Genomic DNA, 24,539 nt, shown 5'->3' with positions numbered 1-24,539 from the left:
GCTCGGGATACAGGGCTGGAACAGCCGGACGCGCACGTCAGCCCGCTTTGCGGCGCGGTTTGGCCGGCGCCTTCTTCGCCTTGGTGGATTTTGCCGCGGGCGCCGCCTTGCCGCCGCTCTGGATGCTCTGCTTCAAGGCGTCCATCAGGTTGAACACATTGCTCGGCGCGGGTTTTCGCGTCGCTGCGATCGGCTGGCCCTTGCGCTTCTGCTCGAGCAGCTCCTGCAACGCCTGCTCGTAGTGGTCTTCGAACTTGTCCGGCTCGAAGTGGCCCGACTTCTGCTCGACGATATGCTTGGCCAGATCCAGCATATCCTTCGTGATCTTCACGTCCTGGATGTCCTCGAAATACTCGGCTGAATCGCGCACCTCATAGGGATAGCGCAGCAGCATGCCCATCAACCCGTTGTCGCGCGCCTCGAGCGAAATGACATGCTCGCGGTTGGTCAGAACCACGCGGGCGAGGGCGACCTTATCGAGCGAGCGGATGGTTTCGCGGATGACGGCGTAGGCGTCGTGGCCGACCTTGCCGTCGGGGACGATGTAGTAGGGCCGCACGAGATACAGATCGTCGATCTCGCTCCTGGGCACGAACTCGTCGATCTCGATGGTGCGCGTCGATTCCAGTGCGATGTTCTCGAGCTCGTCCTTGCTGATCTCGAGATATTGGTCGGTGTCGACCTTGTAGCCCTTGATGATGTCGTCGGACGAAACCTCTTCGCCGGTGTCGGCGTCGACCTTCAGATACTTGATCCGGTGGCCGGTTTTCTTGTTGATCTGGTTGAAGCTGATCTTGTCGGATTCAGAGGTCGCCGGGAACAGTGCGATGGGGCACGTCACCAGGGATAACCGCAAAAAGCCCTTCCAATTGGCGCGCGGGGCCATACTCAAAACTCCACCTACACTGAATGGTATCAATATAGGACGCCGGTCAGCGAAGTGGAGTCTCGGCTAGCAGTCGGGACAGGTATCACCGATCCCGCGCAGGACTTCCTCGATCGCGGCCTGGCATTCTTCCGGCGTGGCGCCCGGGAAAGGCTGGTTCCACGCCGCTTCACGAGCCCGGTTCCGCGCATCCGGGTCGGCGCGATCGAGCGCATGGCCGTGGTGTTCGCACTCTCGCACCGCACGATGTTCGATCAGCGTGCCAAGCGCCCAGCCCTGGAGGCTGCGATAGGCGGGGCGGCTGGCCTGCAGCGGCAGGCGACGTTGTGCAGTGCTCTTCATGATGGGGTCTCGAATCAATCGACACCGCCAGTTATAGCATCCGCGTCAACTGAGCCTTCGCCGAAGGCAGCACTTATGCCCGCTATGCTGGCTGGGAACCGGCGCGGGTGAATCGTTGTTCCCCGATTGCCGCACAGGAACTGCGGCCTGATTTGGGAGGCCTGGATGGCAAAGAAAGCGAAGAAGCAGACCGCGCGCGGTCGCAAGCAGGACCGTGCGCGCGTCGCCGGCGGGCAGGACTACGAGGTGAGCTACGAGGCGAACAAAACCCGGAAGTCGGCAGCGTCGGTGAAGAAGGCCGTCAAGAAGGTCAGCACCAGCCGCAAGCGAGTTGAGCGCCGGCTCGGGTCGGCGATGAGAAAGTCGTTAGGAACGGCACCTTCGAAGCGTCGTTAGCAACGCGTCGCTCCTCGGCAGAGCGACATTGGACGAATGAACGTGCCCCGAGTCTTGCCCCCGAAGATCCGGGGCACATTCTCGATCAGTTTGGAGCGGCCCCGGCTGGCACCTCGCTGGGGCACCGAATCGCGTCAGCATGTCCTCTCGCTGGGGCCGTTTCCGTTCCGGGAACGAGCCGCAGTCTACGACGTTAAATCTCCACGATGGAGTGGGACTAACTACCGCGGCCTCAGCGCTCTCCCCGGGTGTTGGGGCCATTCTTTATGATTGATCAGAGGCTGGTTTTCGCGCGTCGCCAGCCGCTCCCCGAGAATCTCAGCTTGTTCTTTTGTCAGCTTCTCGGCGAATGCCCCGTTCTTTTCTATCTGGGCTGGTCCTTTGAGCTCGCTGTCGTAGACCATCCAACCAGTGCTTCCTTGCCGAACGAGGAATCGGCCTCGCATCGGGCGTCCAATAAATTCCATTGCAAACCATCGACCAATGAAGCGCCAACTCGTCAATTAGGTCGCAGGATGCAGTGCTCGGCATTGAACTATGTGAATCGTTGCGATCAACTTTGGACAGACACCGCTCGCGCTTTCCGCAGCGAACTGAAGCGGCCCCAACCTGGGGGCCGCCAACCCGAACCTGACACTCGGGTTTTCTTCTGGCAGTCGGGGGGGGGGGGTGAGGGGTTGGCTGGCCAGAAGCGCCAATTATACGCTTATGCCGTTTCGATGGTTCCTAGCCCGCCGGGCGTTCGGGGAAAAAGCGGCAATTTTCTCCCCCGAGATTCACAAGCGTTATTTTCGGAGGCGCCCCTTATTTGGGAGGCTCCCAGCAACGGGGCACGTAATTTTCATTTCGTATTTTTTGGGCCCTGATAACGACGACCGCTGCTTCTCGGCGGGCAGCGGCTCGGCGAATCCGACTTGGCCCCAGCATGATCCGGATGCTGGGGCCTTTTCGATTAGGAACGAAGTGGATGCACTGGCATTGGCTGCCCTGTTCGGTGCCGCATCGCTACCGGCACTGAGAACGCCCAGCTAGTAGCTTGGCCCTAGCCTTCATCGCTGGGGCCCTTTCTCTATTAGGCCGTCCAGATAGGACACTCGCTGGGACCGTCTTCTGTAGAGGCCGCCAACTGAGGCGGCCGTACATTTGAGCCGCGGCCTTAGCGCGCAACGAGGGCGGTCAGCAGCAGCACCGCAATAAGCAAGGAACCGCCGAAAATTGCGATAGCGAGACAGACACGCGCGGGGATTGAATAGGGATCGAAAGGGGGCTGTTCAAGCATGGCGCTCGCCTAAGCCTGTGCAGGCGGGAGCGCGATCGGTCTCTCAGCCACCGGCGCCTACGGGAAACCCTCCGGCCGGTGATGAGGGTAAACGACCTGAGGAGGCGACGGTTCAACATCGAACTTAATGCTTGGGTTGAAACGGCAAATGCCGCGCGCCGGCAAAGTATCGGGGTCGCTTCTCTGAGGAACAGGTCCGCATGCCAGTTATGAGTTTGGGTGACGTGTCCCCGACGCCCCCGAGAGCCACTTGCAAGGCCGGCCCCAGCCACTCCCCTCGCTGGGGCCGTTTCTTTATGGAACAAGTAGCAATTTTCGACGTTGCGAAGCTCGGTCAGGTTGAGGAGTGGGACGACCATCGGCCTCAGTGCTTTCCCGAGGCGCTGGGGCCGACCGGTGTCGTGAGGGCAAGCTATGACAGAAGAGTGCCGAGACTGGACTCTGATCGTCGGATTTCTAAGTATTGCGGCCGTGGTGCTGGTGCTCAGCGTCATGCTTGGTTAGCCGAACCAGGTTGAACGGCTCCCGAATTCCGGTACTGGCCTGTTTCCGGCGCTAGTGGCCTAGTTGAAGGTGGCCTGGCTCAGCAAGCTTGCCACCGACGCGGCAAAGAAAGCGCTGTTCGCCAAACTGGCAACGCATCACCGAGCACTCGCCGACGAAGTCGAGCGTGCAATGATCGACTCGAAATAGGAACGTTACGCTAGGCCGACGTTGAGTCCCCGTTCCGGACCTGAGGGAGTCGGCATGGGATCAATACGACACCGCGTAAAGCAAACGGAGACGCTTGAAGCGCGGCTTGAAAAACGAGCCAAAGAGCTACGCGAGCGGGCAAGCGCATCGAACCTAGGAGCGCAGAAGGAAGCCCTATTGGAGCTGGCGCGACAGGCGGACTTGGGAGCGCGTATGGCGGAATGGCTGCGCTCTCCCGGACCGCGGTCCACGACATGAACCGATCTGCAGAGCCCAGTAACGCTCTAAAGACGGCAGCTGGAGTGTCCGTTTTGCTCACCCTATTGCTCTTGGGTTTTTTCTTTGTCGCGTTTTAGACTAAGGCCGTGGATAATAAGGTTCGCATGGAGCTGGTGGAAGGGATTGTCGCAATCGTCGGAGTGCTCAGCGCGGCCGCTGCGGTTGGGACCGGATATTGGTACGTCATGTCCGAACGGGAGAGGCGATAGGCACAACCGCCAGCAGCTCTCGGTCAGGCGAAGAGGTCCTTGCCCGGCTGCAGCATCCTCACGAACGTCCCGCTCTCGTGGTACTCGAGCCAGCCCTGATCTTTTGCGTACTCCAAGCCCGCCCAATACTCGGCTGGCGTCGCCTTGTCTTGGTAGAGCATCGGATAGTTGATCTTCTCGATGTAGATCCGGCCATCCTGGACCGGCTCGAAGGCGCGGGCGTGCTCCATGATCCTGCGGGCAGCTTTCTCGGGGTCGGAGTAGGGGCGATCACCCACGTATTTCATATCTCATCTTAGGTTGCTTGGTCGGCAGGGAAACGATTCTCCATTCGTTATAGTCGTAGAGCCCGGCCCAGTGGTGAACAAGCATTCCGCATTGCCGGCAATCGAAGCTCCCAGAAGTATTCGTATGGGTTACGCTTCGTTCCTGGATCGCCGAATAGACGATGCGGCAGCCGGGACAGGTAAAATGAACAGTGACGGTTGGCGCCATAATGGCAGCACAACAATCAAACCTGCTTAGTGTTCCTCGGTTCGCCCAAACCGTCCTTAAAACGGCGTCTTTCTTGGCATGCCTCAGCGCGTCCCCATCCTCGCCTGCGGGAAGTGCGGCCGCACATCGGCGCCGCGCCTGCCGCAAGCCATGCAGGTGAAGTGCGGTTCAAGGTCGGAGAGGCGGACTCGATCCGGCCACTGATCGACCTTGCCCGGCGGCAGCTCGACGGAATGGCTGCAGCGGTGGTCCGAGCAGAAGACGAGGAGGCCGCGGGCGCCAGACTGGCGCATCTCACCCAGGGTGATCTTGGGCTCAGCCATGTCTACGGCCTCCGAAATGGCACCACGTCACCGTCCGCCGCGCGGATCACCACCCGGGCCAACTTCATGACGTCAAAATCCTCGTCTTCGAGGATGTCCGCCACGCCCCGACGGTTCATTTCGCGGACGATCGCCTCGGCGACTTTCGTCAGGCGTGCTGGGGCATCCGTCAGGTGCATTAGGTCTGCGGCCTTCGAACCGGGCACCACGTCACCGTCGGCCGCGCGGATGACAACCCGGGCCAGCTCGAGTGGGTCGAAGCCGAGGTCGGCGACCGCTTCGGCAACGCCCTGGCGGTCCAGCTCAGCGACGATCGCCTCCGTTACCTTCATCAGACGCGCCGTTTCTGCAGTGAGGTCTGCCATTGATCTGTTCTCGAGCTTCGGGCAGCCACGACCTTGCCCCCTGGTGTAATTATGAGTCTGTGTCCATTGGGGCAGGTGAGGTCAGATAGCGCGCGAGACAAAAACGCGGCCCCTGAGCAGAGACGGTCACAGCAATCTCACCGCAAACCGGGCATCGGTAGTTTTTGTCTTGAGGACTGTCGCAGACGTCAGGCACGTCGGACATCCCATCGTGCTCTCTCCTATGGATAACGACGAAGTCGTTCTTGAGTTGTCGCCGCCGATCACAGTTCGCCGCAGGGCGAGCCTGCGGGCGCGCCCGTTAAGCATCTGTTTTCTATGGCAGCTAGGAACGAACGTGGCCGAGCTTTGTTCGTCTGTCATCCGAATGCAGCTCTCACCATCCCCCCGACCAAACCGCATTCGGACAGCGTGAGTGGAAGGCCGATGGCCCCAGCGTGCTCCCAAGCGCTGGGGCCGTCTCCGTTCGGGACAAGCGATTTCCTGAGAACCGTCCCTGACGGGCGGTGGCCGATGCCATGTGAGAGAGCCGGAATTTGTAATCCAAGGGAGGTATAGAAAAGTGTTCGAGCGAGGGCTACGGTCGAATGAACTAAGTTGCTCTGGCCCCAGCTTGTACCCCCTCGCTGGGGCCTTTTTGTCAGACAGGGCGCGCGCGCCGAAATAGGAATGGCCCCGACAACCTTGGGGGGCCTGCGGAGGCCGAGATGTCGCGGCCAGTCGCCAGTCCCGCGTCGGATTTGGCGCGGCCATCATCCTACAGGATTCTAAAGCTCTCAAGCAGATATCCTGGGCGGCGATTTATGCGAACAGGTCTTTGCCTAGCTGCCGCCGTGCCCGGCATGCGGCAAAGGCATGGCTACGATCAAGCATAACGCCGATGATGAGGGTCGTGAGTGGTGCGTATTCGAGTGCTTGAACTGCGGCCACAAGCCTCTCACCGCGCTGGGCCGTTAGCTCACTTTCTTGCGGCTGATCTCGAAGCAAAAGCGAACCGTCATAACGGCTCAGTCCAGCGGCGGTCTTCCTTCATCTTCATCGGCGAATTCCGTCGGTCTTTTGCGCGGCATAGATGTGCTCGCGGTGCGCATAGCTCTCGGCCGGCCGGTGGCTATCAAATGTTGCGCCGCAAGGACAGCGCATCAGCGACGACGGCTGTTGAGAAGGCAGCTTTTCGCCCCGGTCCCACATGGCCTGCTTGCGCTCCGTCCAGTCACGCTGATCGCGCCAGGCCTTGAAGTCGGCGTCGGTTCGTGTCGGGAGCAGCCGCGCCCATGCGAGTTCAAAAGCCGCGCGGGCTTCCTTGAACGTTGTCGCCGCGCCGTTGGTGTGCTGGCCGGGATCGCAGCCCGGATAGAAGCCGCAGCTCCAGCCCCATCGATCAGCATCGGCAGGAACGCCGGCGCGGTGCCCGATCCAGCCGACCTGGACATCGCCATAGAACACGTTCCAGCCTTCGCGATGCGGATCGGTGGAGGGCCGGCGCGTCAATTCGGTCATGACCCGTCTCCGATCGGGCAGCGCTGCCACAGCTGCAGAAGCTCGGCTGCTGGCCGCTTGTTGGCACCGGCGCATTTGACGCAACGGAGCCGTCGGGCAAGGTCATGGACTAACGTGGTTGCGACATGGGGTAGGGCGGCGAGGTCGACCGCGCGCGGCGTCTTGCAGCGGGAGCATTTGATCTCGAGCCACGGGTAGCCGGCATTGATGGCCTGGTCGATCGAGGGTGACGGGTCGACCGGACCGCCGTCGGCCCACATCCTCTCGTTCCAGCTCTGGCAGAGCAGGTCGTCAGCCTCGCGGATCAGCGCCTCGCCGGCGGCGCGCTTCTCGGCCGATCGCGTAGCGAGGATCGTCGTTACCGCCCGGGCACGCGCCAGCTCCTTCGTCAGCGCCTTGCGATCGCCGCCGGAGAGCGGAGTGGGGTGATGTTTCGGGGCCATGCGCGGCATTTTCCCGCCGAATCGAGCGTGCAGGAAGCCGCTAGCAGTGGTCGATTGTACGAAGCTCCGCACTATCTATTGGTCAATTGTTCTTCGGTCAGAATGAGGGCCAGCACCCGTCGCAGCCACTAGCTGCAGCGGAGCGGGAATCTGCGTTCCCGGCGCTAGCGCCATCAGTCATCAGCTGGATGTGCTTCCGCTTCAGGTCGAGCCCGCGACCGTCGCCGTACTTCGGCTTCTTGGTGTCGCCTTGAGTTCGCGGGGTGTTAGCCAGAAGGTGCCAGCAGCGTCGCCCAAGCCGACCCGGCAATCATTTCAGGACCCCTTACGGACGGTCCGACAAAGCTTGGCATCGTACGCGTAGTTCAAGATCCTGCCGCCTAGGAGCATGGCGATGGCCTCTTCAAGGTCGAGAGCTCCAATAAGAACCATTCTTTGGTTTGAAAGGCTTCCCGAAACGGTCCTTTATCTCAATGTTGAGGCGAGCCTCAGCGAAAAACCGGTGCAGCAGGTACTGATATTTTTAGTTTTATGGGCAACAGATAGATCCCCGTCGTTGTGGACCATTTGACGTTTCAACAGCATTTCAAGGGAAGATTGTTGAGGCGTCGAAAACAGTTCCATAACAGTAGGTTAGGGTCATATTTTAAGTCTCGGTGGGACCGAGATGGTCGGCTCGGACGGAAACTCTCGAAGTTTCCGAGATGGTCTAGGGCGGTTAGCTCAGCTGGTTGGAGCGCCTGCTTTACACGCAGGATGTCGGGAATTCGAATCTCACCGCCTACCACCTTTTGCCATTAGGGCTTCTATTGCCTTCACGCCAAGGTTGCGCTTCCATCCGCAACGAGTCGGGGGGGAATAGCGCAATGAATCAGAGACAATCGGCCCATTTTGGCCAAGGGCCGGGTAGCGGCTTTGGCGGTCAACCACCGAAAGTTCGCGCGCCGGGTGCAATCGCATGCCCGTAGCCTGCTCAACCTGTGGAGCTAACATTCCTCAGGAAGCACGGGTTTGCCTCAGTTGCCAGACCGATGCTGGTTTTCCTAATGTAAGGCGTGCAGCCAAGCCAGAGGAAACGGCGGCGCTGGCGGCGAGAATTCAGTCCGTGGATGCCGGAGCTGCGGCTAGGGGCTCGGCGGCAACATTGAACCGCTTTGAGCAGGCCGTTGGTCGTTCGCAGGCTGTGATGAATCGCCGACTGGATGACCTGCACACTTGGTCCGCGTCAGCGAGCCCGTTTTTTGCTTCCTTTCATCCGCAGGTGCGAGATGGGGCGATCGCTGCACGCGATAATGGTTGGGACGAACAGAGAACGTCGGCCGAAAACACGATCAATCCCATCTATTTCGAGAAGTTGCAGGTGGCGGCCCTGTGCTTAGATGACTTGGGGATGTCATACTATGGGAAATACTGTGTAACTCTCCGAGAGAAGTTTATTGCTCAACGAGCTTCAGTCTTCGAAGAAAATCCGTTCATTTTCTGCAAAAAGCATTCAATTGTTTCGGGTAGCTCTCCACCCATGGGCTATAGAGCAACCTGGGCGGACAGGGGGCGCCTGGCCAGGGCGAAGCTCGGCCATAGGGTGAGTGACACCACTGCCACCACGGAGTTTCCCGAAATCCTGATGAGCGCGGATCGAGGGACAGACGAATGTGACTTCATCGAAGTGCACATCTATGAGAAGGTGGGCAGAGATGCGATCGAAGTAGTGTCGGGGCCGGTTCCGAAGGACATCGAGGAACGCCTGCTTTGGCGGCAGGTTAAGCGAAAACTCGAGGCCGTCGGTGTCAAGATTGTAGAGCGATGATTAACGCACTCATTTCAGGGCAGGCTGGGACGTACGCCGTCCTGTCTCGGCTTCCAGTTTTGTACCATCTGGATGGCGGAAGCGTCGAACTCTCGTCCAATGATGTATCAGGTGCCTTCCGTGGATGCACCGACACGCAGAGGGTGAAGGTCAAGACGGTTGAAGAGGCTCTGAAGAAATGCAAAGCGCTGCGCAATTGTGACCGCGCACTCCGCTTTGTGTTGCATATTTTAGATGATCCTGGCGAAGACCGCTGGGACTTGAGCCAAGCTGCCGATGCACTGCTGCAGTCCCCGGAGGTCTTCGATTATGTGATCGGAAGCCTCTATGTAGACGCATTTCCGACGACGGCTTCCGCGCAACGTGCCCTCGATGATTTACATGACTTCAGGCGGCTGACGCAGCTGCTTGAGGAGGTGTTGCGTGATCAACTCCTAATCAAAAGGGTTCGTAGCCTTTTCGATGCTGCGGACAATTCTGAATTTGAAAGTGACGTCGCGTATCAGCGCTATCGCGAGCAAATCTTTAGGCTAGCGGTACAGCGCGAATTGGTTTGTTTGGTCCGCGACGGAAAGAACGTCGAATTCTTCTTGCTGCAGCTTAATCGTAAGTTCCTCGGGGTTCCCGGAGCTAGGCGCGCTATCGAAACTTGGACTGCCGCTTTCCGCGCACAACGTAAGAAACTACCGAACCTGATTGAGGATGAGCCTGTTGAGGAATCGGAGCGTTCCGATCGTTCAATACGGGGGCGAGGAGTCTACGAGCGCATTCGGTCCCAGCAGGCGGCCATCGCCGAACGACTTAAACAAAGAGATATCGAGGCGGCTCGAAAGTTTGCGTTCGAGTTAATCCGCGGCCAACAGTCGAACTCCACGTCCGAGCAGATAGCGAAGAGCTTGAGCCTTTTGGCTCACCTTGCGAAGACTAACGGCGTCCCGGAATTGCAACTTGAATGGGCTAGAGAGGCAGTTGAGCGCAATCCTAACGATGTGATTACCTATTCGCATTTGATTGACGCTTTGGTCGGAGCGAACCGGCTATATGAGGCGTCTGAAGTTGTTGATCGGGCTGCGGAGCTTCACCCGGGACTGTTTACTATGAATGCCCGCGCAAGGATTTTGCGCGCGCGTGGTGAGTTCGAAGCGGCGCGGGCAATGTATTTGCAGGGCGCTAAGCAATTTCCTCATGATCCTGACTACGTCGTTGTAAGGATTGGAGCCGCTGAGACTCTCCGAGATATGGGGCGTTACGATGAGGCGTTCTCGGAGTACACCAAGCTTGGACAAGAGTTTCCAACGGACGAAGTTATTTGGTGCGGGCTAGCTTCTGTTCATCTGGACATGGGTAATTTCGATAAGGCGATTCAAAACTTTGGAAAGGCTCTCCGGCGAGCCGACTCCGTTGCTCGCAGCGGAAGAGCAACAGCATACAAACTGGCAGGGCAGTTCGATCAAGCCCTTCGTCTCTACGATCAACTCTTGAAAGAATTCCCCAACGACAAGGTTGTTCTCTGCGGTCGCGCTGACGTGTTTCGGGTGAAAGGGGATCTGTCTTCTGCTTTGTCATCTTTCGATCTTGCAATTGAGCGAAGTCCTTTTTCTCCCGATCCTGTCCGAGGGAAGATTGAGGTTCTCCGTGAAAAGGGCGACCTTGCTGCGGCTGAGCAGCTGCTCATTTCTGCGCGAGATAAGTTTCCGCACGATCCAGGGTTGGCGTCCTTGCACGCAGAACTACTTGAGAGCAAGGCCGCCTGGCCGTTAGCTCTGTCCGCTCACGAGGAAGTAATAAAGAACTTCCCGCGTTCACAGGGCGCGCGACTAGGGCGCGCTCGTGTTCTGAGGAAATTGGGCCGAGCGAAAGACGCTCTTGATGTGTACGGCGATTTACTTGCGGAGCAGCCATATCAGACCGCTGCCTCACTCGGCAGGGCATCCACGTTGATCGAAGTCGGTGAGCTGGAATCGGCTGAAACTATTCTTCGTAGCTCTCACCCGCCGAAGAGCCTGTTCGACTGGCGGAAGCACTTTTTATTGGCCCTTCTTCATCAGGCGCGAGGCGACTTCAAGAAGAGTAAGAGTATGCTCGAGTTGGGCGCGCGAAAGACGCCCTTCGTGAGGATGCGGCGCTTACACGCAGCTGCGTTGGCAAGGATGAACCTGCGCCAAGGAAAGCCATCGGAAGCCGTGCGCGTGGTGGACGCCCAGCCGAACGAAATTTCAAATGTTGTTCGTCTCCATGCGTTGGCAGCTTCCGGAAGGACAGAATCAGCGCGCGATGCCTGGAGCCGCATCGCTGACCGAGATCCACATATCGAGCTCGCTACTGAAATCGCTCGTCGGTTTCGGATAGATGCTAACCCTCCCCAACACGATTTGGATTGGATTTACAAATCAGAGGAACGCGCGCTTCTTCGCGAAGCTGCCTAAAGCGTACAAACACGGCATAAACGACAGACGCCCTCCGAGAGCCCAGCAGCCTGGATCAGGCAGACCCCTAGGATCACGACGTGTCCATTTCCAATGGTCCGCATTGATAGGTGACGGTCATGGAAGCACCTAGTGCTTGCACCGGCTCATGCGCGAGCCGGCGCAGTGCCGCGGATCGCGTGGATGCGATGTTGGGGTCGTATTCTGAGAAAAGGTCATCGCGGTAATGGCCGAGGACGGCCCACCGCTGGAAGCGTTTCAGGTCACGGCGCGACTGATCGAACGGCATCGGGTAGGGGCGGATTCCGCGCGCGACCATCCGCTCGAACCGGTGATGGATGCGCTCCCATGTCTCCCGCTTGTCGAACCCGATGAGCATGTAGGCCATCAGGTGCCGATCCGGGACGCCGTGCGCCTCCAAGAGGTCGACGCCGCGGAAGAAGGTCTCCTCGTCCTTGAGGTTATCCCAGGCGGTATAGAGCCGCCGGCGCCGAAAGTCTGTGCACCGATATTCGATGCTGGCGAGCGCGGCCGCCACCTCGGCCGTCATCGCCCGGACGTTGATGCCCTGGCTGAAGCAAACCTTGAACCCGCCATCGCGGATCTCGGCGATTCGGCCCTGCCAGTCCGGTTGGCCGAAGAAGTCGTTGTCGAGCAGGTGCAGGTTCTTCGGCGCCGAGCCGCCGAGCCAGATCTGCCCGACGGTCGCCGCCGGCCTAGGCTTGCCTTCCTTGGTTGGCACGACGCAGAACTTGCAGGACACCCGGCAGCCCCGCTGGGTGAACCCGATGCTGGCCGCGAAGTCCGGATAGAGGCTGTAGTCGAGCTCGGTGCCGTCGCCGATCAGGCCTTCGACCGTGAGGCCGCTATCGGTCCCGGTCCCGCCGACGATCGCGCCGGGGAACTCGGACTTGAACCGCTCAACCCGATCGGCCGAGAACTTGAAGATGGCGCTGCCGTAGACTGCCCCGTAGGCCGGTTCGAAGAGCTCCCGCCGGACCCGGCGGGTGAAATGGATCTCGTCACCCCGGGCACGGTGATGGGCTGCCAGCCTCATCAGCGCCAGGTTGGGTAGGGTGCCGTCGATCTGGGTGATGCGAACGTGCATGTTCACGGCACCAGTTCCGGGACCGATTTTGGGACGCCGAGGTCGCCTGACGAGCCGGCCTGTGGTAAGGTCGTGACTGCGTCGGAGACGCGTAGGCCGGAACCGGCCGTCAACAGCGGTTCAACAGTGAAACGCCCTTCGTTCGCGTAGCGTTCGGTCATCGTTCTGACCTCCGCAGACGCAAAACATTCGATTTTTCAACGTTATCGGGGCTTGTTTGCTCGTTTACACCGAGAGGGTCGGGAGTTCGAATCTCTCGCCGCCTACCAGCCTTCGCACCTCACGGGCTACGGCTGGGCAAGCCAGCCTGTGAGCACGAATTCATCCGCTTGTTCGGTTCGCAGGGCGAAGGCTGTCGCACCGAAGCTCGAAGAGCGCAGGCGGACCGGCTGCCTGAATGTGCGGGCGTGCTTCCCCGTTTTGGATCCAGCCCTATGGCTGAAGCATCCTGATGGTCGCGATCGGCCACTTCCCGATGTGGCCCTTGATCGAGATGCGCAACCCATGAGATTCGTCGAGAAACACGCCCTCGACGGTCCCTGCGGTTCCATCGGTGAGAACCGCGGCTCGTCCGACCAGCTCGGCCTCCGCTTGCACATGCTCGCGCAGGATGACGGTGGCGCGGTGTTTCACGAGCTGCAAAGCGGCCTCTGGTTGATGAGCCCTACGGAGTAAGGCCATTGCATCGCTCTCGGTGAACGCGCGGAGAGGGCGCGATCCCGGCCGTGGAGTAGTCTCATGGGGATGGCCGGGACCGCGCTTGCTCCGCGCTGGCGTGCCGAATGTCATTCGATCCCCGATGGTGCGAAAGGTGCCGAAAGTCACGCGCTCCGATTTGATGCCGACGCTGCAGCGATGCTATTCTGTCCGCCTAACCGGGAACTTGATGCATGCGCAAACTCGCCGCGATTTTTCTTCTCACCATGATTGCCGGACCCGCATTCGCACAGTCGGATCACGTTCAGCGCTATCGCGAAGAGGTCGAGAAGTCGCCGGCCGATGCGGCCAACGAGGCGCGGCAGCAGCGCGCCTATCAGCGTGCGCTCAGCGGTGTGCCGGATCAGAAGCCGACCGATCCCTGGGGCATCGCGCGCAGCGACGGGCAAGGCGCACCCAAGGCGAATGCCGCGAAGCCGAAGCCGGCCAAGCCCACGAGCGCAGCCGTCAAATAAAGCTCCGAGCGCGGATCAGGTCGATGAAATACTACGTCTGCCAATTGACCGGACCGCGCCCGACCTTTCCTCAGGATATGACGCCGCAGGAGGCCGCCATCATGCAGGCGCACGTCGCCTATTGCGGCGAACTGCTGCAGGCCGGCAAGGCGCTGGTGTTCGGACCGGTCGCCGATCCCGCCGGCGTCTGGGGCCTCGGCGTGCTGCAACTGCCCGACGATGCCGATCCGCAGGAGATCGTCGCCAGCGATCCCGTCACCAAGGCGGATGCCGGATTCACCTATCAGCTGATGCCGATGCTGCGCGCCGCGGCGCGCGAGTGCTGCTAGAGCATGATCCGGAAAAGGTGCGAAGCTGTTTTCCGAAAAAGATCATGCCCAAACATGAGACAACAGAAGCTTCCTCACAAGGTTTCGATCGCATGAACGCTGGCCATCCGCAGAACGCCGACCAGATTGCTTATTGGAACGGGCCGGGCGGTCAGCGCTGGGCAACACGGCAGGCCGCGCAGGATATCGTGCTGCAGCCGGTGCTCGACCTCTTGATCGGTCGCGCCGCGCCGAAAGCCGGCGAACGCGTCGTCGATGTCGGCTGTGGCAGCGGCGCCTCGAGCTTCGCGCTGGCGGCCAAGGTCGCGCCCGCAGGTCACGTGCTCGGCGTCGATGTCTCGGAGCCGATGCTGACGCGGGCGCGGCAGAGCGCGCCGCAGGGTTTGCCGGTCGAGTTCGCGCTGGCCGACGCGACCATCTATCCGTTTGTCAGCGAGAGCTTCGATCTGTTGGCCTCGCGCTTTGGCGTGATGTTCTTTGCCGATCCCGTGACGTCGTTCGCCAATCTGCGCAAGGCGATGAAGCCGACCGGCCGTCTCGCCTTCGTCTGCTGGCAGGAGCCGCGCGAAAATCCGTTCTTCATGACGCCGCTTGCTGCCGTCTACAAGCACGTGCCGAAACTGCCGCCGCTAAGGCCCGAGGATCCCGGCCCGTTCGCGTTCGCCTCCGAGGCCCGGGTGAAGCGGATCCTGGGCGAAGCCGGCTTCTCCGGCATTGCCATGGAGCCGTGCCGGGTTGAGCTTGATGTCGCGACCGGGCGCGGCATCGATGCCGCGATACAGGGCGCGCTCGAGATCGGGCCGGCCAGCCGCGCGCTGGAAGGGCACCCTGATGAGGTGCGCGCTGCGGCGATCGCCTCGATGCGCGAGGCGCTGGCGCCTTTCTTGAAGGGCGATGCGGTGCTGCTGCCCGGCGCGATCTGGATCGTGACCGCGCGGGCATAGAACTCTCGGGACCAAGCACTCCGTCATTGTGCGCGCGAGCAAGCAATCCATCGCGCCGCATATGTGCCAGCATGGATTGCTTCGTCGCTTCAGCGCAAAATTGCTTCGCAATTTTGTCGCCGAGCTCCTCGCAATGACGGAAGAAAAAGGAGCTGCGACTCCTACGCCCGCTCTTCCCAGATCATCGCCAGGTGCACGATGGTCTGCACGGCTTTCTCCATGTCCTGCCGGCTGACCCATTCGAGCCGCGAATGGAACGCGTGCTCGCCGGCGAAGATGTTCGGGCAGGGCAGTCCCATGAAGGACAGCCGCGAGCCGTCAGTGCCGCCGCGGATCGAGGTCTTCACCGGCGTGAGACCGGCGCGCTCGATCGCCTCGATCGCATAGGCCACGATCTGCGGGTGGCGATCGATCACATCCTTCATGTTGCGGTACTGCTGCTTGACCTCCATGCGGTAGGTCGAGCGCGGATAGCCCTTCATGACGTCCTTCACGATGTCTTCCAGCAGCGATTCCTTCTGCTTCAGGCCGGCCTCGGTGAAATCGCGCACGATGAAGTCGATCCGCGCGTTCTCCAGCGCGCCGGAGATCGCGACCGGATGCAGGAAGCCTTCCTTGCCCTCGGTGGTCTCGGGCGAGCAGGTGTCCTTCGGCAGGCGATCGACGATCGCGGCGGCGATCTTGATCGCGTGCTCCATCTTGCCCTTGGCGAATCCCGGATGGGTCGCGACGCCTTCGATGATGATGCTGGCGCCGTCGGCCGAGAAGGTCTCGTCCTCGATATGGCCAGCGGTCTCGCCATCCATGGTGTAGCCGAAATCGGCGCCAAGCTTCTTGATGTCGACCTTGTCGACGCCGCGGCCGATCTCCTCGTCCGGCGTGAACAGGATCTTGACGGTGCCGTGCTTCACCTGCGGATTGGTGATCAGGAAATGCGCGGCATCCATGATCTCGGCAAGGCCCGCCTTGTTGTCGGCGCCGAGCAGGGTGGTGCCGTCGGTGGTGATGATGTCGTTGCCGATCTGGTCGGCCAGCGCTTCGTGCTCGGCGGCGCGGATCACCTGCGAGGCATCGGCGGGCAGCACGATATCGCCGCCGCGGTAGTTGTTCACGACCTGCGGTTTGACGTTCTTGCCGGTGCAGTCAGGGGAGGTGTCCATGTGCGAGCAGAAGCAGATCACCGGCACTGTCTTGTCGGTGTTGGCCGGGATCGTCGCATAGACGTATCCGTGCGGATCAAGATGCGCGTCGGATATCCCCATCGCCTGCAGCTCGGCGACCAGCAGGCGCCCGAGATTCTTCTGCTTCTCGGTGGAAGGCGTGGTGGGTGAATCCGGATCGGACTGGGTGTCGATCACGACATAGCGCAGGAAGCGCTCGGTGACGGTGTGCTTGAAGTCGAGAGCCGGTGCCAGCATGAAAACCGCGCAAAAAACTGGAGAAAGGAACAATACGCTTTGGCGAAGTTGGTTCGCGCGAGCAAACCGCGTCAAGGCGAGTTTCGAAGGACAATCCTATAACAGAAAAGCGCCACTCCGGGGCCGCGTCACGAGCCGGAATGGCGCTTTGCCTTAACGGAGAGAGTAGGCGCTAGACGGCTTCCTTCAGCTCCTTGGCGGCGCGGAAGGCGACCTTCTTGCTGGCCTTGATGTGGATCTGTTCGCCGGTCGCCGGGTTGCGGCCCATGCGGGCGGCGCGCTTGCGGACCTGGAGGATGCCGAGGCCGACGATCCTGATGCGCTCGCCCTTCTTGAGGTGCTTGGTGATCCTGGTGACCATGTCGGTCAGAATCGCCTCGGCCTGCTTCTTGGACAGCTCCTGCTCCTCGGCGATGGCCGCCGCCAAATGCTTCAGCGTGATCGTCGCCGGTGTCGCTGCTTTCTTCGCCATGTCTGGCCCTCCTCGTTGCTGAATGGCTGGATTGCTGCTTTTCACGCGAATGGCGCGCCGTTCGCGTCGGGAAAATGCGTCCGGAAAAGTCCTGAAAACCGCCGGTTCCGGGAACGGGCAGCGCCGGGCCGGCCACAGGAAACCCAGACGTATCAGGCCTTATTTGATTCGGGGCTTCGCTGACTACGCCGTTTCCCCTGAAAACAGGCGACAACCCGCGTACGCGCCGCGAAAATTCCGACGCTGTGCAGGAATCCGCAACGTCCTTGACTAACCGGATGCGGGCCTTTATGCCCTCGGTCCTGCGCGGATCAATCCGACGATCGGCATCCGCGGGAGTAGCTCAGTTGGTTAGAGCGCCGCCCTGTCACGGCGGAGGCCGCGGGTTCGAGTCCCGTCTCTCGCGCCAGTCTTATCAAGCACTTAGCGCCGAATCCGATTTCGGGAGCGTTGGGGGGCGACTGGAGCCTTTCCGCCCCGATCTGAGCCCATCTGCTCAAACCAATTCAATCTCGCGGGACGTCCGGTCGCAGAGTTGCCCGCCTACGCGCTAACCCAGCTAAAGAAGCTTTACCGTGATCCGGGAGGATCCAGCATTGTTCGAATAGAACAGCCGTGACAATCCTGGAATCGGAATTAGTCCGTCGTTGACGAAAAGGAACAGTTCGCCGGTGCTCCCGGCAGTGAAGCGAGCCTTATATATCTGCGGATCCGTGTTGGGGGCTGGAAGGGGGTCCAAGAAGTAGTCATCCGAACCGGTTAGCCCGACCCGCGCTATCACTCTAAACCAAGGACGAAATAGAACGCGGCGAAGCAGTATTGTGGCGTAGCTTACGAATTTCGAAGCTCCGCGTTGCGTAGATGTTCGATATCCTACAGGGGTGGTGAGTTGATCACCGTCCCGCCATTGCTCAGCCATTTCGATTGCAATTTCGTACTTGAACCCGCGTCGAACAGACAAGCCTGACGCCCAGCAAACAGACGAGGTTTGGAATAAGCTGGACGCATCTTGCGGGATGCCGCGATCAACAGGTTCAATCTGTGTTGTTGGAGACCCTATACTGTGCGCCGAATGGGAGGATGAGCGCTGTCAATTGATAGCAACAAACTAATTCCAACGTTAGTTGAAGTTGACGCTGCGTGCAACCATGCCGTTCGTGCTGTTGATAATGCGGTGCTAAGAGTGTGATGAACTAGGGGCAATGCGCCTGAAAGCTCCCCAGCTTTGTTGCCCAGGAGCCTCTCTCTGGATGGCTCATCATTTCATCGACGCCGCCCTGACACGATGGAGGCCCCGCGGGTTCGAGTCCCCTCTCTCGCACCATTTATTTCAATGACTTGGCAAGCAGGTTCGGCACGGGATATCGATCCTGAAGCGACGCTGTATCCGGTCATGTTCCACGCTATTTCCCGCAACTCTCCGCGGTCGCCGCCCGCGACAGCTCAAGACGCCGCGAGGCCGACAACGCTGACGGGTTGAGCGGCCTGCTCGAGCCTGACCGATAATGCCACGCGCTGTTCGGGCGTCAGCCACCACAGCAGGAACAGCAGTGCTATCCCGTTCGACAGCAGGCCTGTCGTGAGCGGCACGTTCATGATCGCCTGAACTGCGATGCCGGACGAAACCGCGATGAAGCGCGGCGACAGGTGCTTTGAGACCATCGATCCCACCGACAGGATCAGGCCGCAGACGAAAGCCGACACCGGGGCGAGCGCAAGACCGACCGATGCGATGCCCTCGGTGGCGAGGAAGGACGCGTTGAAATTGCCGTCCTGATAAATCGCTCCGAGGGTCGGGCCGAGCTCGCCGTACGGGCAGGCGGTTATGTATCGCAGGACGGTGATCTGGCAGAACCGGGTGAGTTCGCGGTGCGCAAAGAAGTCGGCGTATTGATCGAGCGCGAGTGACGGGATCGCGACGAAGCGCAGATTGATGGTGCTGAACACGATGTAGGTCTTGTCGGACACGAGGACGGCGAAAGCCAAAAGGCCGACGATCATCGGGATCAGAAATGCGAGCACCGTGGCCAGCCGCGGGTCGAACCGGCCGTACAGCCAGAACAGAAACGGCAGCCAGATCGGCAACAGAAGGACGGTCTTGTTGTTGACGACGGGATAGAAGCAAAGCGCAAGCAGCAGCACCCCGGCCGCCGGCATCCACCGGCTGCGCGATGCGAAATGCGCGAACAAATAGGGCAGGACCGCGCCGGTCATGATTCCGGTGAGATAGTTCAACAGCGCCGGGCGCACGACGGCGGTGCGGGCTGCGCCATAGGGATTGCCAAGATTGGCCCCGTAGGAGATGTCGGCCACCAGCACGGCGAAGCACGACGCCAGCAGCAGAATCGCGATGCGCTTGACGGCCGCCTCGGACAAATCGGGCCGCCAAACCGGGATATTCTGTAACATCAGAGGGATCATCGCTGCGGCCAGCGCGGCGATCATGGCCCAGCGGGCGATGGCGTGCGGATAGTCGAAGGCGCTGAAGAAGCTGAGCCAGACGAAGCCGAACACGGCTGACAGCAGCGAGAAGCCGACCAGATAACCGAAGCTGAATCGTGCCGCGACGAACGCCGGGACGAACGCGACCATGATGGTGATGCCGAGGACGGCCTGCGCGGTGATGCCGGATCGCCAGACATGCATCGCCGGGAATGCGTGCCCACAGGCGATCATCGAGGCGACGCTGAGGACGAAGAACCCGGGGATCGTGACCCCGACAACCAGGTCACCGCGCGTCAATGTCATCGGTCCGTCCGAATCCGAAAGCTGCCAGGCAGCTAGCCGGTCGGCCCTGGACGAAGCAAGTTAAGCAATATCTCGGTCTGTGTTGTTATGTTTCTGCCAGGCCATTCGTCTCCGCGATGCCCTACGAATTCACACAACGGCAACGCCCTGCCTTGATCAGGCAAAGAATGCGGCGACCGCGTTGAGGTCGGATTGTCCCGGTGCATCGCCGCGCAAATTGGCGTCGATGATGCGGCGGCAGGCGTCAACCGTGTGGGTGTCGCCCAATTCGTTGGCGGCCTCGAGGATCGACCAGACCGTGTCCAAGGGAACGTCGCTCTGCGTGGTCGCCTTCGGGTCTGACAGCATTGGCGGGGCCGCGGTTAGAATTCGAACAGGTCGCGGCCGCGCCGCGCCAAATTGTGCAGGTCCGCCACCGTGCCGCGCACCGCGTTGCAGCGGCGGCATTCGATGATGGTGTCGCCGGATGCATGCGCCGGATCGGCGACCTTGATCGCCAGGCTGCCGCAATCCGTGCAGATGATCTTGAAGCCGGTTGAAATTACTTGCTGCTGCAAATTCATTGTGGCCTGCGCCTTTGTTGACGCCGACCTTAGCAGGGCAACTTTTAAGACTGGGGTCGCGGAGCGGATTGCAATCGAACAACCCCGTTAGGGCGCGGTTAAGATTTCGCTGCGGCCGTGCGGCCCTGCAAATGCAGCGTCGGCCTGCCGAGCCCGGCCGCGGCGGCGCGCACGGCATCGCGGGCATTGACGGTGATGATGCCGGCGGCGTGGGCCCAGACCGCGAGGTCGGAGGCGCTGTCGCCGGCGTAGATGAAGCCCCCGGGAAATGTCCTTTGCAACAGGTCGGCCTTGTTGGCGCCCTTGAGATTATGTTCGCCGTCGGAGGCAAGCACCTGGTCGATCCAAGGCAGACGCGACGCCAGCTTCTGAGCGAGCAGCGCGTCGGCCGCGGTTGCCAGCACGATGCGGCGGCCGGCCGCGTTCTCGCGCTCGGCCAATGCGACGACGTCCTGGTGCAGTTCGATCCGGCTCCAGTCGATGCGCTGGCGCCGTGCGAGCCGGCGCTTCAGCGCCGCGCGGCCGCGCGTCAGCCAGGCGGCGCATGACACGACGATCAGCGGATTGCGGCGCAGGATCGAGACGAAGCTCAGATAGAGCAGGTCGCCCGTGATCAGCGTGCCGTCGAGGTCGAGCACCAGCGGCAGCGATGCCGGGAGGCCGAGCAAAGGGGGCGACCCGTCGGTGCGGGAAGCATGCTGCGGCTTCGCAATGTTGTCGCCGGCGAGGCGAGGTTCAGTCATTCGCGGCGCTCAGCCGGGTTGCGACCTTGCACACGTCGATCGCGCGCACTCCGGTCTCGGTGGTCCACAATCGCCGTAGCCGAACCTGCTCGCAAAGGCCACACCGTCCTGGTCCGAGCTTGAGACGATCAGGACCAACAAGAAAGGCCGCCCAGGGGCGGCCGTTGTGTCTGCCGAGGCTTGAAAGCGTCTTAGCGGACCGTGGAGGTGCCCGACGAGGTGATCGCCACCGGCTTGCCAGCCTTGATGACCTGCGTGGACTGGGCAGTCTGGGTGAAATCCGCGTTGTTCCGGGCCGAAATGCCGAGCGCCGCGATCCCGATCCCCGCAATAAGGGCAACCACCACAATCTTGAGATGGGTCGCGCGGTCAGCTGAATGGATCGAGTGGTTCATGGTCGCCTCCGAGCGTCTGTGCGCCGTCTATGGCAGGTACTGGTAAGGCCCATCTGTTTCCGGATCGTTTCGTGAGTTCCGGGAAATGGTTTCGTGCCACGGGCGAATTGGTTTCACCGTGCCTTGCGTCACACTGCCGGCCGGCTAAAACTGCCCCAGGCGCGGAAATGCGCTTGGGAGAAAAACAATAATGAAAACAATGAGACTAACCCGGCGCCGGGTCCTTGGAACCGGCTCCGCGGCACTCGCCGCCACGATGTTTGGTAAGCGCGCCGTTGCGGCGGCCGAGTTCGACTTCAAGCTCGGCGTCAACACTCCGGAAACCCATCCGCTAACAATCCGCCTGACTGAGGCCGCCAAGGCGGTCGGCGCGCAGTCGTCCGGCCGGGTCAACATCACGGTGTTCGCCACGCTCGCTGCAGGCCGAGCTGACCGAGAAGGGCATGACCTTCAACAAGCCCGATCCCGTGCAGTTCAGGGCCGCGTTGGTGAAGGCCGGCTTCTACACGCAGTGGCAGAAGACCTACGGCGCGGACGCCTGGGCGGCGCTGGAGAAATACACCGGCAAGCTGACGTGAGCGCAGCCTGACATCACGCGCCGGCTCGGCTGAGACGGGTGCTAGCTCGCGCGCGCGATGTCGGCGCGGATCGCGCGTGCCGCCAACACGAACAGCAGGGCACCGAGCGTCGTCGTGAGCGCGGCCGACAGCAGCGAGTAGCGAACCGCATCGACGCCGTAGGTGCCTTTCAGCGCGTCATTGATCATGCCGACGGCGAGGGGGCCGACGCCCTGGCCGAAGCAGGTCGCGGTCAGCAGCACGATCGCCGAGGCCAGCGCGCGCATGCTGGGTTTTGCCACCGTCTGCGCAATCGCGAAGATCGGGCCGAGATGAAAGCCGACCATGAACGAGGTCAGCGCCAGCGTCGCGACCATCAGCGTGAAGCTTTGCGTCAGCATGCACAGCGCGAACACCGGGCCGGCGAGACCGGACATGATCGCGGGCGCCCACAGCTTCCAGCGGTCGTCGCGACGGCCGATCTGCGCCACCACGAGGCCACCGATCAGCGTGCCCGCCATGCCGGCGAGACCCTTGAAGGTGCCGGCATAGGTGCCGATCTCGGCGCTGGTGAGGTGATGGATCCGCGCCAGGAACGGCGGGATCCACACCGCGGTGGCGTAGTTGGTGTAGGTCGTCAGACAAGAGCCGATCAGCACGATGACGAAGCTCGGCTGCGATACCAGGAAACGCAGCGTCGGCCCCAGCGGCTCGGCCTTGAAGGTCTCGGCCATCGCGCCGCGCTTCGGCTCGGCGATCGTCAGCCACAAGACGGCGGCGAGCGCGATGCCGGGCAGGCCGGCGGTGAAGAACGCCATCCGCCAGCCATAGTGCCGGTTGACATAGCCGCCGATGAAATAGCCGAGGAAGACGCCGAGATAGGTGCCGATCGCGTAGATGCCGAGCGCGCCCGGTCGTTCGTTCTTGTCGAAGAGATCGGCGATCATCGATTGCGAGGCCGGCGTGCCCGCCGACTCCCCGATGCCGACGCCGACCCGGGCCAATGCCAGCGTCGTGACGCTGGAGGCGAGGCCGCAGAGATAGGTCATCGCGCTCCAGAACGCGAAGGCGACCGCGACGATGTTGCGGCGGTTGAGGCGATCGGCCATCCGCGCGATCGGAATGCCGAGCAGCGAATAGAACAGCACGAAACCGAACCCGGCGAGCAGGCCCATCGTGGTGTCGCTGAGCGTGAACTCCTTCTTGATCGGTTCGATCAGCACGTTGAAGATGGTGCGGTCGAGGAAGTTGAGGGTGTAGATGATCGTGAGCAAGGCGAGGACGTAGTAGCGGCGCGCCGAGGGCGCGGCCGCAGCTTGCGTTGGCGCGGCCGCCTGCGGTGCGACATCGACCATCACTTCCTCCCCCGATCTTCTTTGTTGTTGTTGCTTGCGCGCGGGCCTTACGCCTCGCGGATGTAATTCCCTGCCTCGAATTCGACCGGCCTCGTGTCGGCGTCGAACGACACCCCGATCGGGTCGCGGCCGGTGGCCATGGCCTCGAGCTGGTCAGCGAGCATCCGGCGGATCATCAGGATGCCGCGGTCGCTCTGGCCAAAATGCTCTTCGGAATGGATCGTCACCGCTCCCTGGCCGACCTGGGCCTCGTAGTCGCCGGGAAATTGCTGGTGCTCGGCCTCGGTCATGTCCCACCAGAACTTGCCGTTGAACTTCGAGCGCATCCGCCCGATATCGCCCGCGTTCTTGACCCGGCCGGCGACGTAGATGCGGAACGAGGTGTCGTCGATCGGCAAGGTCCAGCCGATCGATTCGACGCGCGCGAACTGCGCGACGCGCGGATTGGGCACGACGCGGAGTGTGGGGAGGGCGGCCTCGGTGACGCGATAGAACACCTTGCCGTCGTCCTGCCTGCGGATCGAACGCACCGTGATGCCGCGCGGCGACATCTCGAACTTCACGTCGGGCATCGAGGCCATCATGTTGGTGAACTGCGGCCCTGAGAACGAGCCGTGCAGCACCGGCACATGGTAGGGGTCGGCGACGTTCTCGAAATGCTGCAGCCAGTTGCAGGGGATCACGGCAGGGCCGCCGCCGCCGATCGAGGAATCGTCGGCCTCGACGAACTCGCCGTCGTCCATGTTTTCCAGGCACTCGTAGCGCGGCAGCACCCGCCTTTTCTCGGCCGGCCCCATATAGGCGAAGATCAGGCCGTAGCGTTCCTGCACTGGATACCAGGGCTGGCGCACCTTGTCCTTGAACAGGCCGCCGTCGGGCTCGCAGGGTTGTTCGAGGCAGCGGCCCTCGGTGTCGAATTTCCAGCCGTGATAGCAGCAGCGGATACCGTCTTCCTCGACCTTGCCGTAATAGAGCGTGGTGCCGCGGTGGCAGCAGCGCGCATGTAGCAGGCCGGCCCGGCCATGCCGGTCGCGGAACAGGATCAGGTCTTCGCCAAGTGCGCGGACTTTTCTGGGGATATCGGAGGCGTCACCGGTGAGGCCGACCGGGTGCCAATACCGGCGCAACAGCTCGCCCATCGGCGTGCCGCGGCCGACCGAGGTGAGCTCGGTCCGGGTGCTCGACGGCTTCATCGCATAGGCCGTGCCGAGATCGCGGTCCCGCTGGGTGATCGTCATGTTGTCCTCCCCGCCGCTGGTCGGGCGCCGGCGGCTGATCTATCGTTGACCAAG

28 protein-coding genes and 2 tRNA genes are annotated in these 24,539 nt (G+C 61.4%); 10 read left to right on the top strand and 20 right to left on the bottom strand.

Features of this window, described 5'->3' with window-relative positions; genetic code table 11:
* Positions 1 to 37: 37 nt before the first annotated feature.
* Together ku and ACVMIH_RS08185 are read right to left on the bottom strand one after the other, a co-directional pair.
* Positions 38 to 886, bottom strand: a complete 849-nt coding sequence (gene ku, locus ACVMIH_RS08190; protein ID WP_456861212.1) for a non-homologous end joining protein Ku — start codon at positions 884 to 886, stop codon at positions 38 to 40.
* A gap of 66 nt (positions 887 to 952) precedes the next feature.
* Entirely contained in the window at positions 953 to 1,228 is a 276-nt protein-coding gene (locus tag ACVMIH_RS08185; protein ID WP_456861210.1) for a hypothetical protein, read from the bottom strand.
* 165 nt (positions 1,229 to 1,393) lie between these two features.
* On the opposite strand from ACVMIH_RS08185, the gene ACVMIH_RS08180 reads away from it, so the two are divergent.
* Positions 1,394 to 1,624: a DUF3606 domain-containing protein gene (locus ACVMIH_RS08180; protein WP_456861208.1), complete on the top strand. Its 231-nt coding sequence runs from the start codon at positions 1,394 to 1,396 to the stop codon at positions 1,622 to 1,624.
* A gap of 221 nt (positions 1,625 to 1,845) precedes the next feature.
* Here the strand turns inward: ACVMIH_RS08180 and ACVMIH_RS08175 are convergent, their stop codons facing one another.
* Positions 1,846 to 2,028 carry a hypothetical protein gene (locus tag ACVMIH_RS08175; protein WP_456861206.1) on the bottom strand — a complete coding sequence of 61 codons (183 nt, stop codon included), beginning with the start codon at positions 2,026 to 2,028 and terminating at the stop codon, positions 1,846 to 1,848.
* 1,442 nt (positions 2,029 to 3,470) lie between these two features.
* Here ACVMIH_RS08175 and ACVMIH_RS08170 point away from each other — a divergent pair.
* Positions 3,471 to 3,596 carry a hypothetical protein gene (locus ACVMIH_RS08170; RefSeq protein ID WP_456861205.1) on the top strand — a complete coding sequence of 42 codons (126 nt, stop codon included), beginning with the start codon at positions 3,471 to 3,473 and terminating at the stop codon, positions 3,594 to 3,596.
* A 511-nt stretch (positions 3,597 to 4,107) separates the two neighbouring features.
* Here the strand turns inward: ACVMIH_RS08170 and ACVMIH_RS08165 are convergent.
* From ACVMIH_RS08165 to ACVMIH_RS08145, 5 genes are all read right to left on the bottom strand, one after another.
* Positions 4,108 to 4,371: a hypothetical protein gene (locus tag ACVMIH_RS08165; RefSeq protein WP_456861203.1), complete on the bottom strand. Its 264-nt coding sequence runs from the start codon at positions 4,369 to 4,371 to the stop codon at positions 4,108 to 4,110.
* A 291-nt stretch (positions 4,372 to 4,662) separates the two neighbouring features.
* The gene (locus tag ACVMIH_RS08160) at positions 4,663 to 4,902 is read right to left on the bottom strand and encodes a hypothetical protein (RefSeq protein WP_456861201.1); all 240 of its coding nucleotides are present in this window, start codon (positions 4,900 to 4,902) and stop codon (positions 4,663 to 4,665) included.
* Positions 4,903 to 4,904: 2 nt separating this feature from the next.
* Entirely contained in the window at positions 4,905 to 5,267 is a 363-nt protein-coding gene (locus ACVMIH_RS08155) for a hypothetical protein (RefSeq protein WP_456861199.1), read from the bottom strand.
* Between the two features lie 1,035 nt (positions 5,268 to 6,302).
* On the bottom strand, positions 6,303 to 6,767 hold the full coding sequence (locus tag ACVMIH_RS08150; protein WP_456861197.1) for a hypothetical protein: 465 nt from the start codon (positions 6,765 to 6,767) through the stop codon (positions 6,303 to 6,305).
* Entirely contained in the window at positions 6,764 to 7,210 is a 447-nt protein-coding gene (locus tag ACVMIH_RS08145; RefSeq protein WP_456861195.1) for a hypothetical protein, read from the bottom strand. Before ACVMIH_RS08145 ends, ACVMIH_RS08150 begins: the two co-directional genes overlap by 4 nt.
* A 712-nt stretch (positions 7,211 to 7,922) precedes the next feature.
* Here ACVMIH_RS08145 and ACVMIH_RS08140 point away from each other — a divergent pair.
* The 3 genes from ACVMIH_RS08140 (at position 7,923) to ACVMIH_RS08130 (ending at position 11,443) form a co-directional block, all read left to right on the top strand.
* A tRNA-Val gene (locus ACVMIH_RS08140) sits at positions 7,923 to 7,997 on the top strand.
* Between the two features lie 357 nt (positions 7,998 to 8,354).
* A complete protein-coding gene (locus tag ACVMIH_RS08135) occupies positions 8,355 to 9,017 on the top strand; it encodes a hypothetical protein (RefSeq protein ID WP_456861193.1) in 663 nt (220 codons plus the stop codon).
* On the top strand, positions 9,014 to 11,443 hold the full coding sequence (locus tag ACVMIH_RS08130) for a tetratricopeptide repeat protein (RefSeq protein ID WP_456861191.1): 2,430 nt from the start codon (positions 9,014 to 9,016) through the stop codon (positions 11,441 to 11,443). The genes ACVMIH_RS08135 and ACVMIH_RS08130 overlap by 4 nt, the downstream gene beginning before the upstream one ends.
* 73 nt (positions 11,444 to 11,516) lie before the next feature.
* On the opposite strand, the gene ACVMIH_RS08125 is transcribed toward ACVMIH_RS08130, so the two are convergent.
* The 3 genes from ACVMIH_RS08125 to ACVMIH_RS08115 form a co-directional block, all read right to left on the bottom strand.
* A complete protein-coding gene (locus tag ACVMIH_RS08125; protein ID WP_456866403.1) occupies positions 11,517 to 12,551 on the bottom strand; it encodes a hypothetical protein in 1,035 nt (344 codons plus the stop codon).
* Between the two features lie 2 nt (positions 12,552 to 12,553).
* Positions 12,554 to 12,712: a hypothetical protein gene (locus tag ACVMIH_RS08120; RefSeq protein ID WP_456861189.1), complete on the bottom strand. Its 159-nt coding sequence runs from the start codon at positions 12,710 to 12,712 to the stop codon at positions 12,554 to 12,556.
* 271 nt (positions 12,713 to 12,983) lie between these two features.
* Entirely contained in the window at positions 12,984 to 13,193 is a 210-nt protein-coding gene (locus ACVMIH_RS08115) for a hypothetical protein (protein WP_016847733.1), read from the bottom strand.
* 248 nt (positions 13,194 to 13,441) lie between these two features.
* Here ACVMIH_RS08115 and ACVMIH_RS08110 point away from each other — a divergent pair, with 248 nt between their 5' ends.
* The 3 genes from ACVMIH_RS08110 (at position 13,442) to ACVMIH_RS08100 (ending at position 14,996) form a co-directional block, all read left to right on the top strand.
* Complete coding sequence (locus ACVMIH_RS08110) at positions 13,442 to 13,723, top strand: hypothetical protein (protein WP_057016456.1); 282 nt, start codon at positions 13,442 to 13,444, stop codon at positions 13,721 to 13,723.
* 23 nt (positions 13,724 to 13,746) lie between these two features.
* Positions 13,747 to 14,052 carry a YciI family protein gene (locus ACVMIH_RS08105; RefSeq protein ID WP_057016457.1) on the top strand — a complete coding sequence of 102 codons (306 nt, stop codon included), beginning with the start codon at positions 13,747 to 13,749 and terminating at the stop codon, positions 14,050 to 14,052.
* Between the two features lie 92 nt (positions 14,053 to 14,144).
* A complete protein-coding gene (locus ACVMIH_RS08100) occupies positions 14,145 to 14,996 on the top strand; it encodes a class I SAM-dependent methyltransferase (RefSeq protein WP_456861187.1) in 852 nt (283 codons plus the stop codon).
* A gap of 161 nt (positions 14,997 to 15,157) precedes the next feature.
* Here the strand turns inward: ACVMIH_RS08100 and pepT are convergent, their stop codons facing one another.
* Both pepT and ACVMIH_RS08090 read right to left on the bottom strand, forming a co-directional pair.
* Positions 15,158 to 16,414 carry a peptidase T gene (pepT, locus tag ACVMIH_RS08095; protein ID WP_057016459.1) on the bottom strand — a complete coding sequence of 419 codons (1,257 nt, stop codon included), beginning with the start codon at positions 16,412 to 16,414 and terminating at the stop codon, positions 15,158 to 15,160.
* 172 nt (positions 16,415 to 16,586) lie between these two features.
* Entirely contained in the window at positions 16,587 to 16,910 is a 324-nt protein-coding gene (locus ACVMIH_RS08090; RefSeq protein ID WP_259171327.1) for an HU family DNA-binding protein, read from the bottom strand.
* A gap of 308 nt (positions 16,911 to 17,218) precedes the next feature.
* Here ACVMIH_RS08090 and ACVMIH_RS08085 point away from each other — a divergent pair.
* Positions 17,219 to 17,295: transfer RNA gene (locus ACVMIH_RS08085), tRNA-Asp, on the top strand.
* Positions 17,296 to 18,329: 1,034 nt separating this feature from the next.
* On the opposite strand, the gene ACVMIH_RS08080 is transcribed toward ACVMIH_RS08085, so the two are convergent.
* The 5 genes from ACVMIH_RS08080 to ACVMIH_RS08060 form a co-directional block, all read right to left on the bottom strand.
* On the bottom strand, positions 18,330 to 19,634 hold the full coding sequence (locus ACVMIH_RS08080; protein WP_057016460.1) for a hypothetical protein: 1,305 nt from the start codon (positions 19,632 to 19,634) through the stop codon (positions 18,330 to 18,332).
* A 156-nt stretch (positions 19,635 to 19,790) separates the two neighbouring features.
* The gene (locus tag ACVMIH_RS08075; RefSeq protein WP_076825345.1) at positions 19,791 to 19,982 is read right to left on the bottom strand and encodes a hypothetical protein; all 192 of its coding nucleotides are present in this window, start codon (positions 19,980 to 19,982) and stop codon (positions 19,791 to 19,793) included.
* Positions 19,983 to 19,996: 14 nt separating this feature from the next.
* The gene (locus tag ACVMIH_RS08070; protein WP_028333962.1) at positions 19,997 to 20,197 is read right to left on the bottom strand and encodes a hypothetical protein; all 201 of its coding nucleotides are present in this window, start codon (positions 20,195 to 20,197) and stop codon (positions 19,997 to 19,999) included.
* Positions 20,198 to 20,295: 98 nt separating this feature from the next.
* On the bottom strand, positions 20,296 to 20,940 hold the full coding sequence (locus tag ACVMIH_RS08065) for a haloacid dehalogenase-like hydrolase (protein WP_456861184.1): 645 nt from the start codon (positions 20,938 to 20,940) through the stop codon (positions 20,296 to 20,298).
* Between the two features lie 191 nt (positions 20,941 to 21,131).
* Entirely contained in the window at positions 21,132 to 21,335 is a 204-nt protein-coding gene (locus ACVMIH_RS08060) for a hypothetical protein (RefSeq protein WP_057016463.1), read from the bottom strand.
* Between the two features lie 443 nt (positions 21,336 to 21,778).
* Between ACVMIH_RS08060 and ACVMIH_RS08055 the strand changes: the two genes are divergently transcribed.
* The gene (locus ACVMIH_RS08055; RefSeq protein ID WP_456861182.1) at positions 21,779 to 21,913 is read left to right on the top strand and encodes a hypothetical protein; all 135 of its coding nucleotides are present in this window, start codon (positions 21,779 to 21,781) and stop codon (positions 21,911 to 21,913) included.
* Between the two features lie 41 nt (positions 21,914 to 21,954).
* Here ACVMIH_RS08055 and ACVMIH_RS08050 read toward each other — a convergent pair whose 3' ends face one another.
* Both ACVMIH_RS08050 and ACVMIH_RS08045 read right to left on the bottom strand, forming a co-directional pair.
* Entirely contained in the window at positions 21,955 to 23,247 is a 1,293-nt protein-coding gene (locus ACVMIH_RS08050) for a spinster family MFS transporter (RefSeq protein ID WP_456861180.1), read from the bottom strand.
* Between the two features lie 47 nt (positions 23,248 to 23,294).
* Positions 23,295 to 24,485 carry a Rieske 2Fe-2S domain-containing protein gene (locus tag ACVMIH_RS08045; RefSeq protein ID WP_456861178.1) on the bottom strand — a complete coding sequence of 397 codons (1,191 nt, stop codon included), beginning with the start codon at positions 24,483 to 24,485 and terminating at the stop codon, positions 23,295 to 23,297.
* Between the last annotated feature and the right edge of the window lie 54 nt (positions 24,486 to 24,539).

Source organism: Bradyrhizobium sp. USDA 4503, from assembly GCF_054055815.1.
This window is presented reverse-complemented; position numbering and strand designations above follow the sequence as displayed.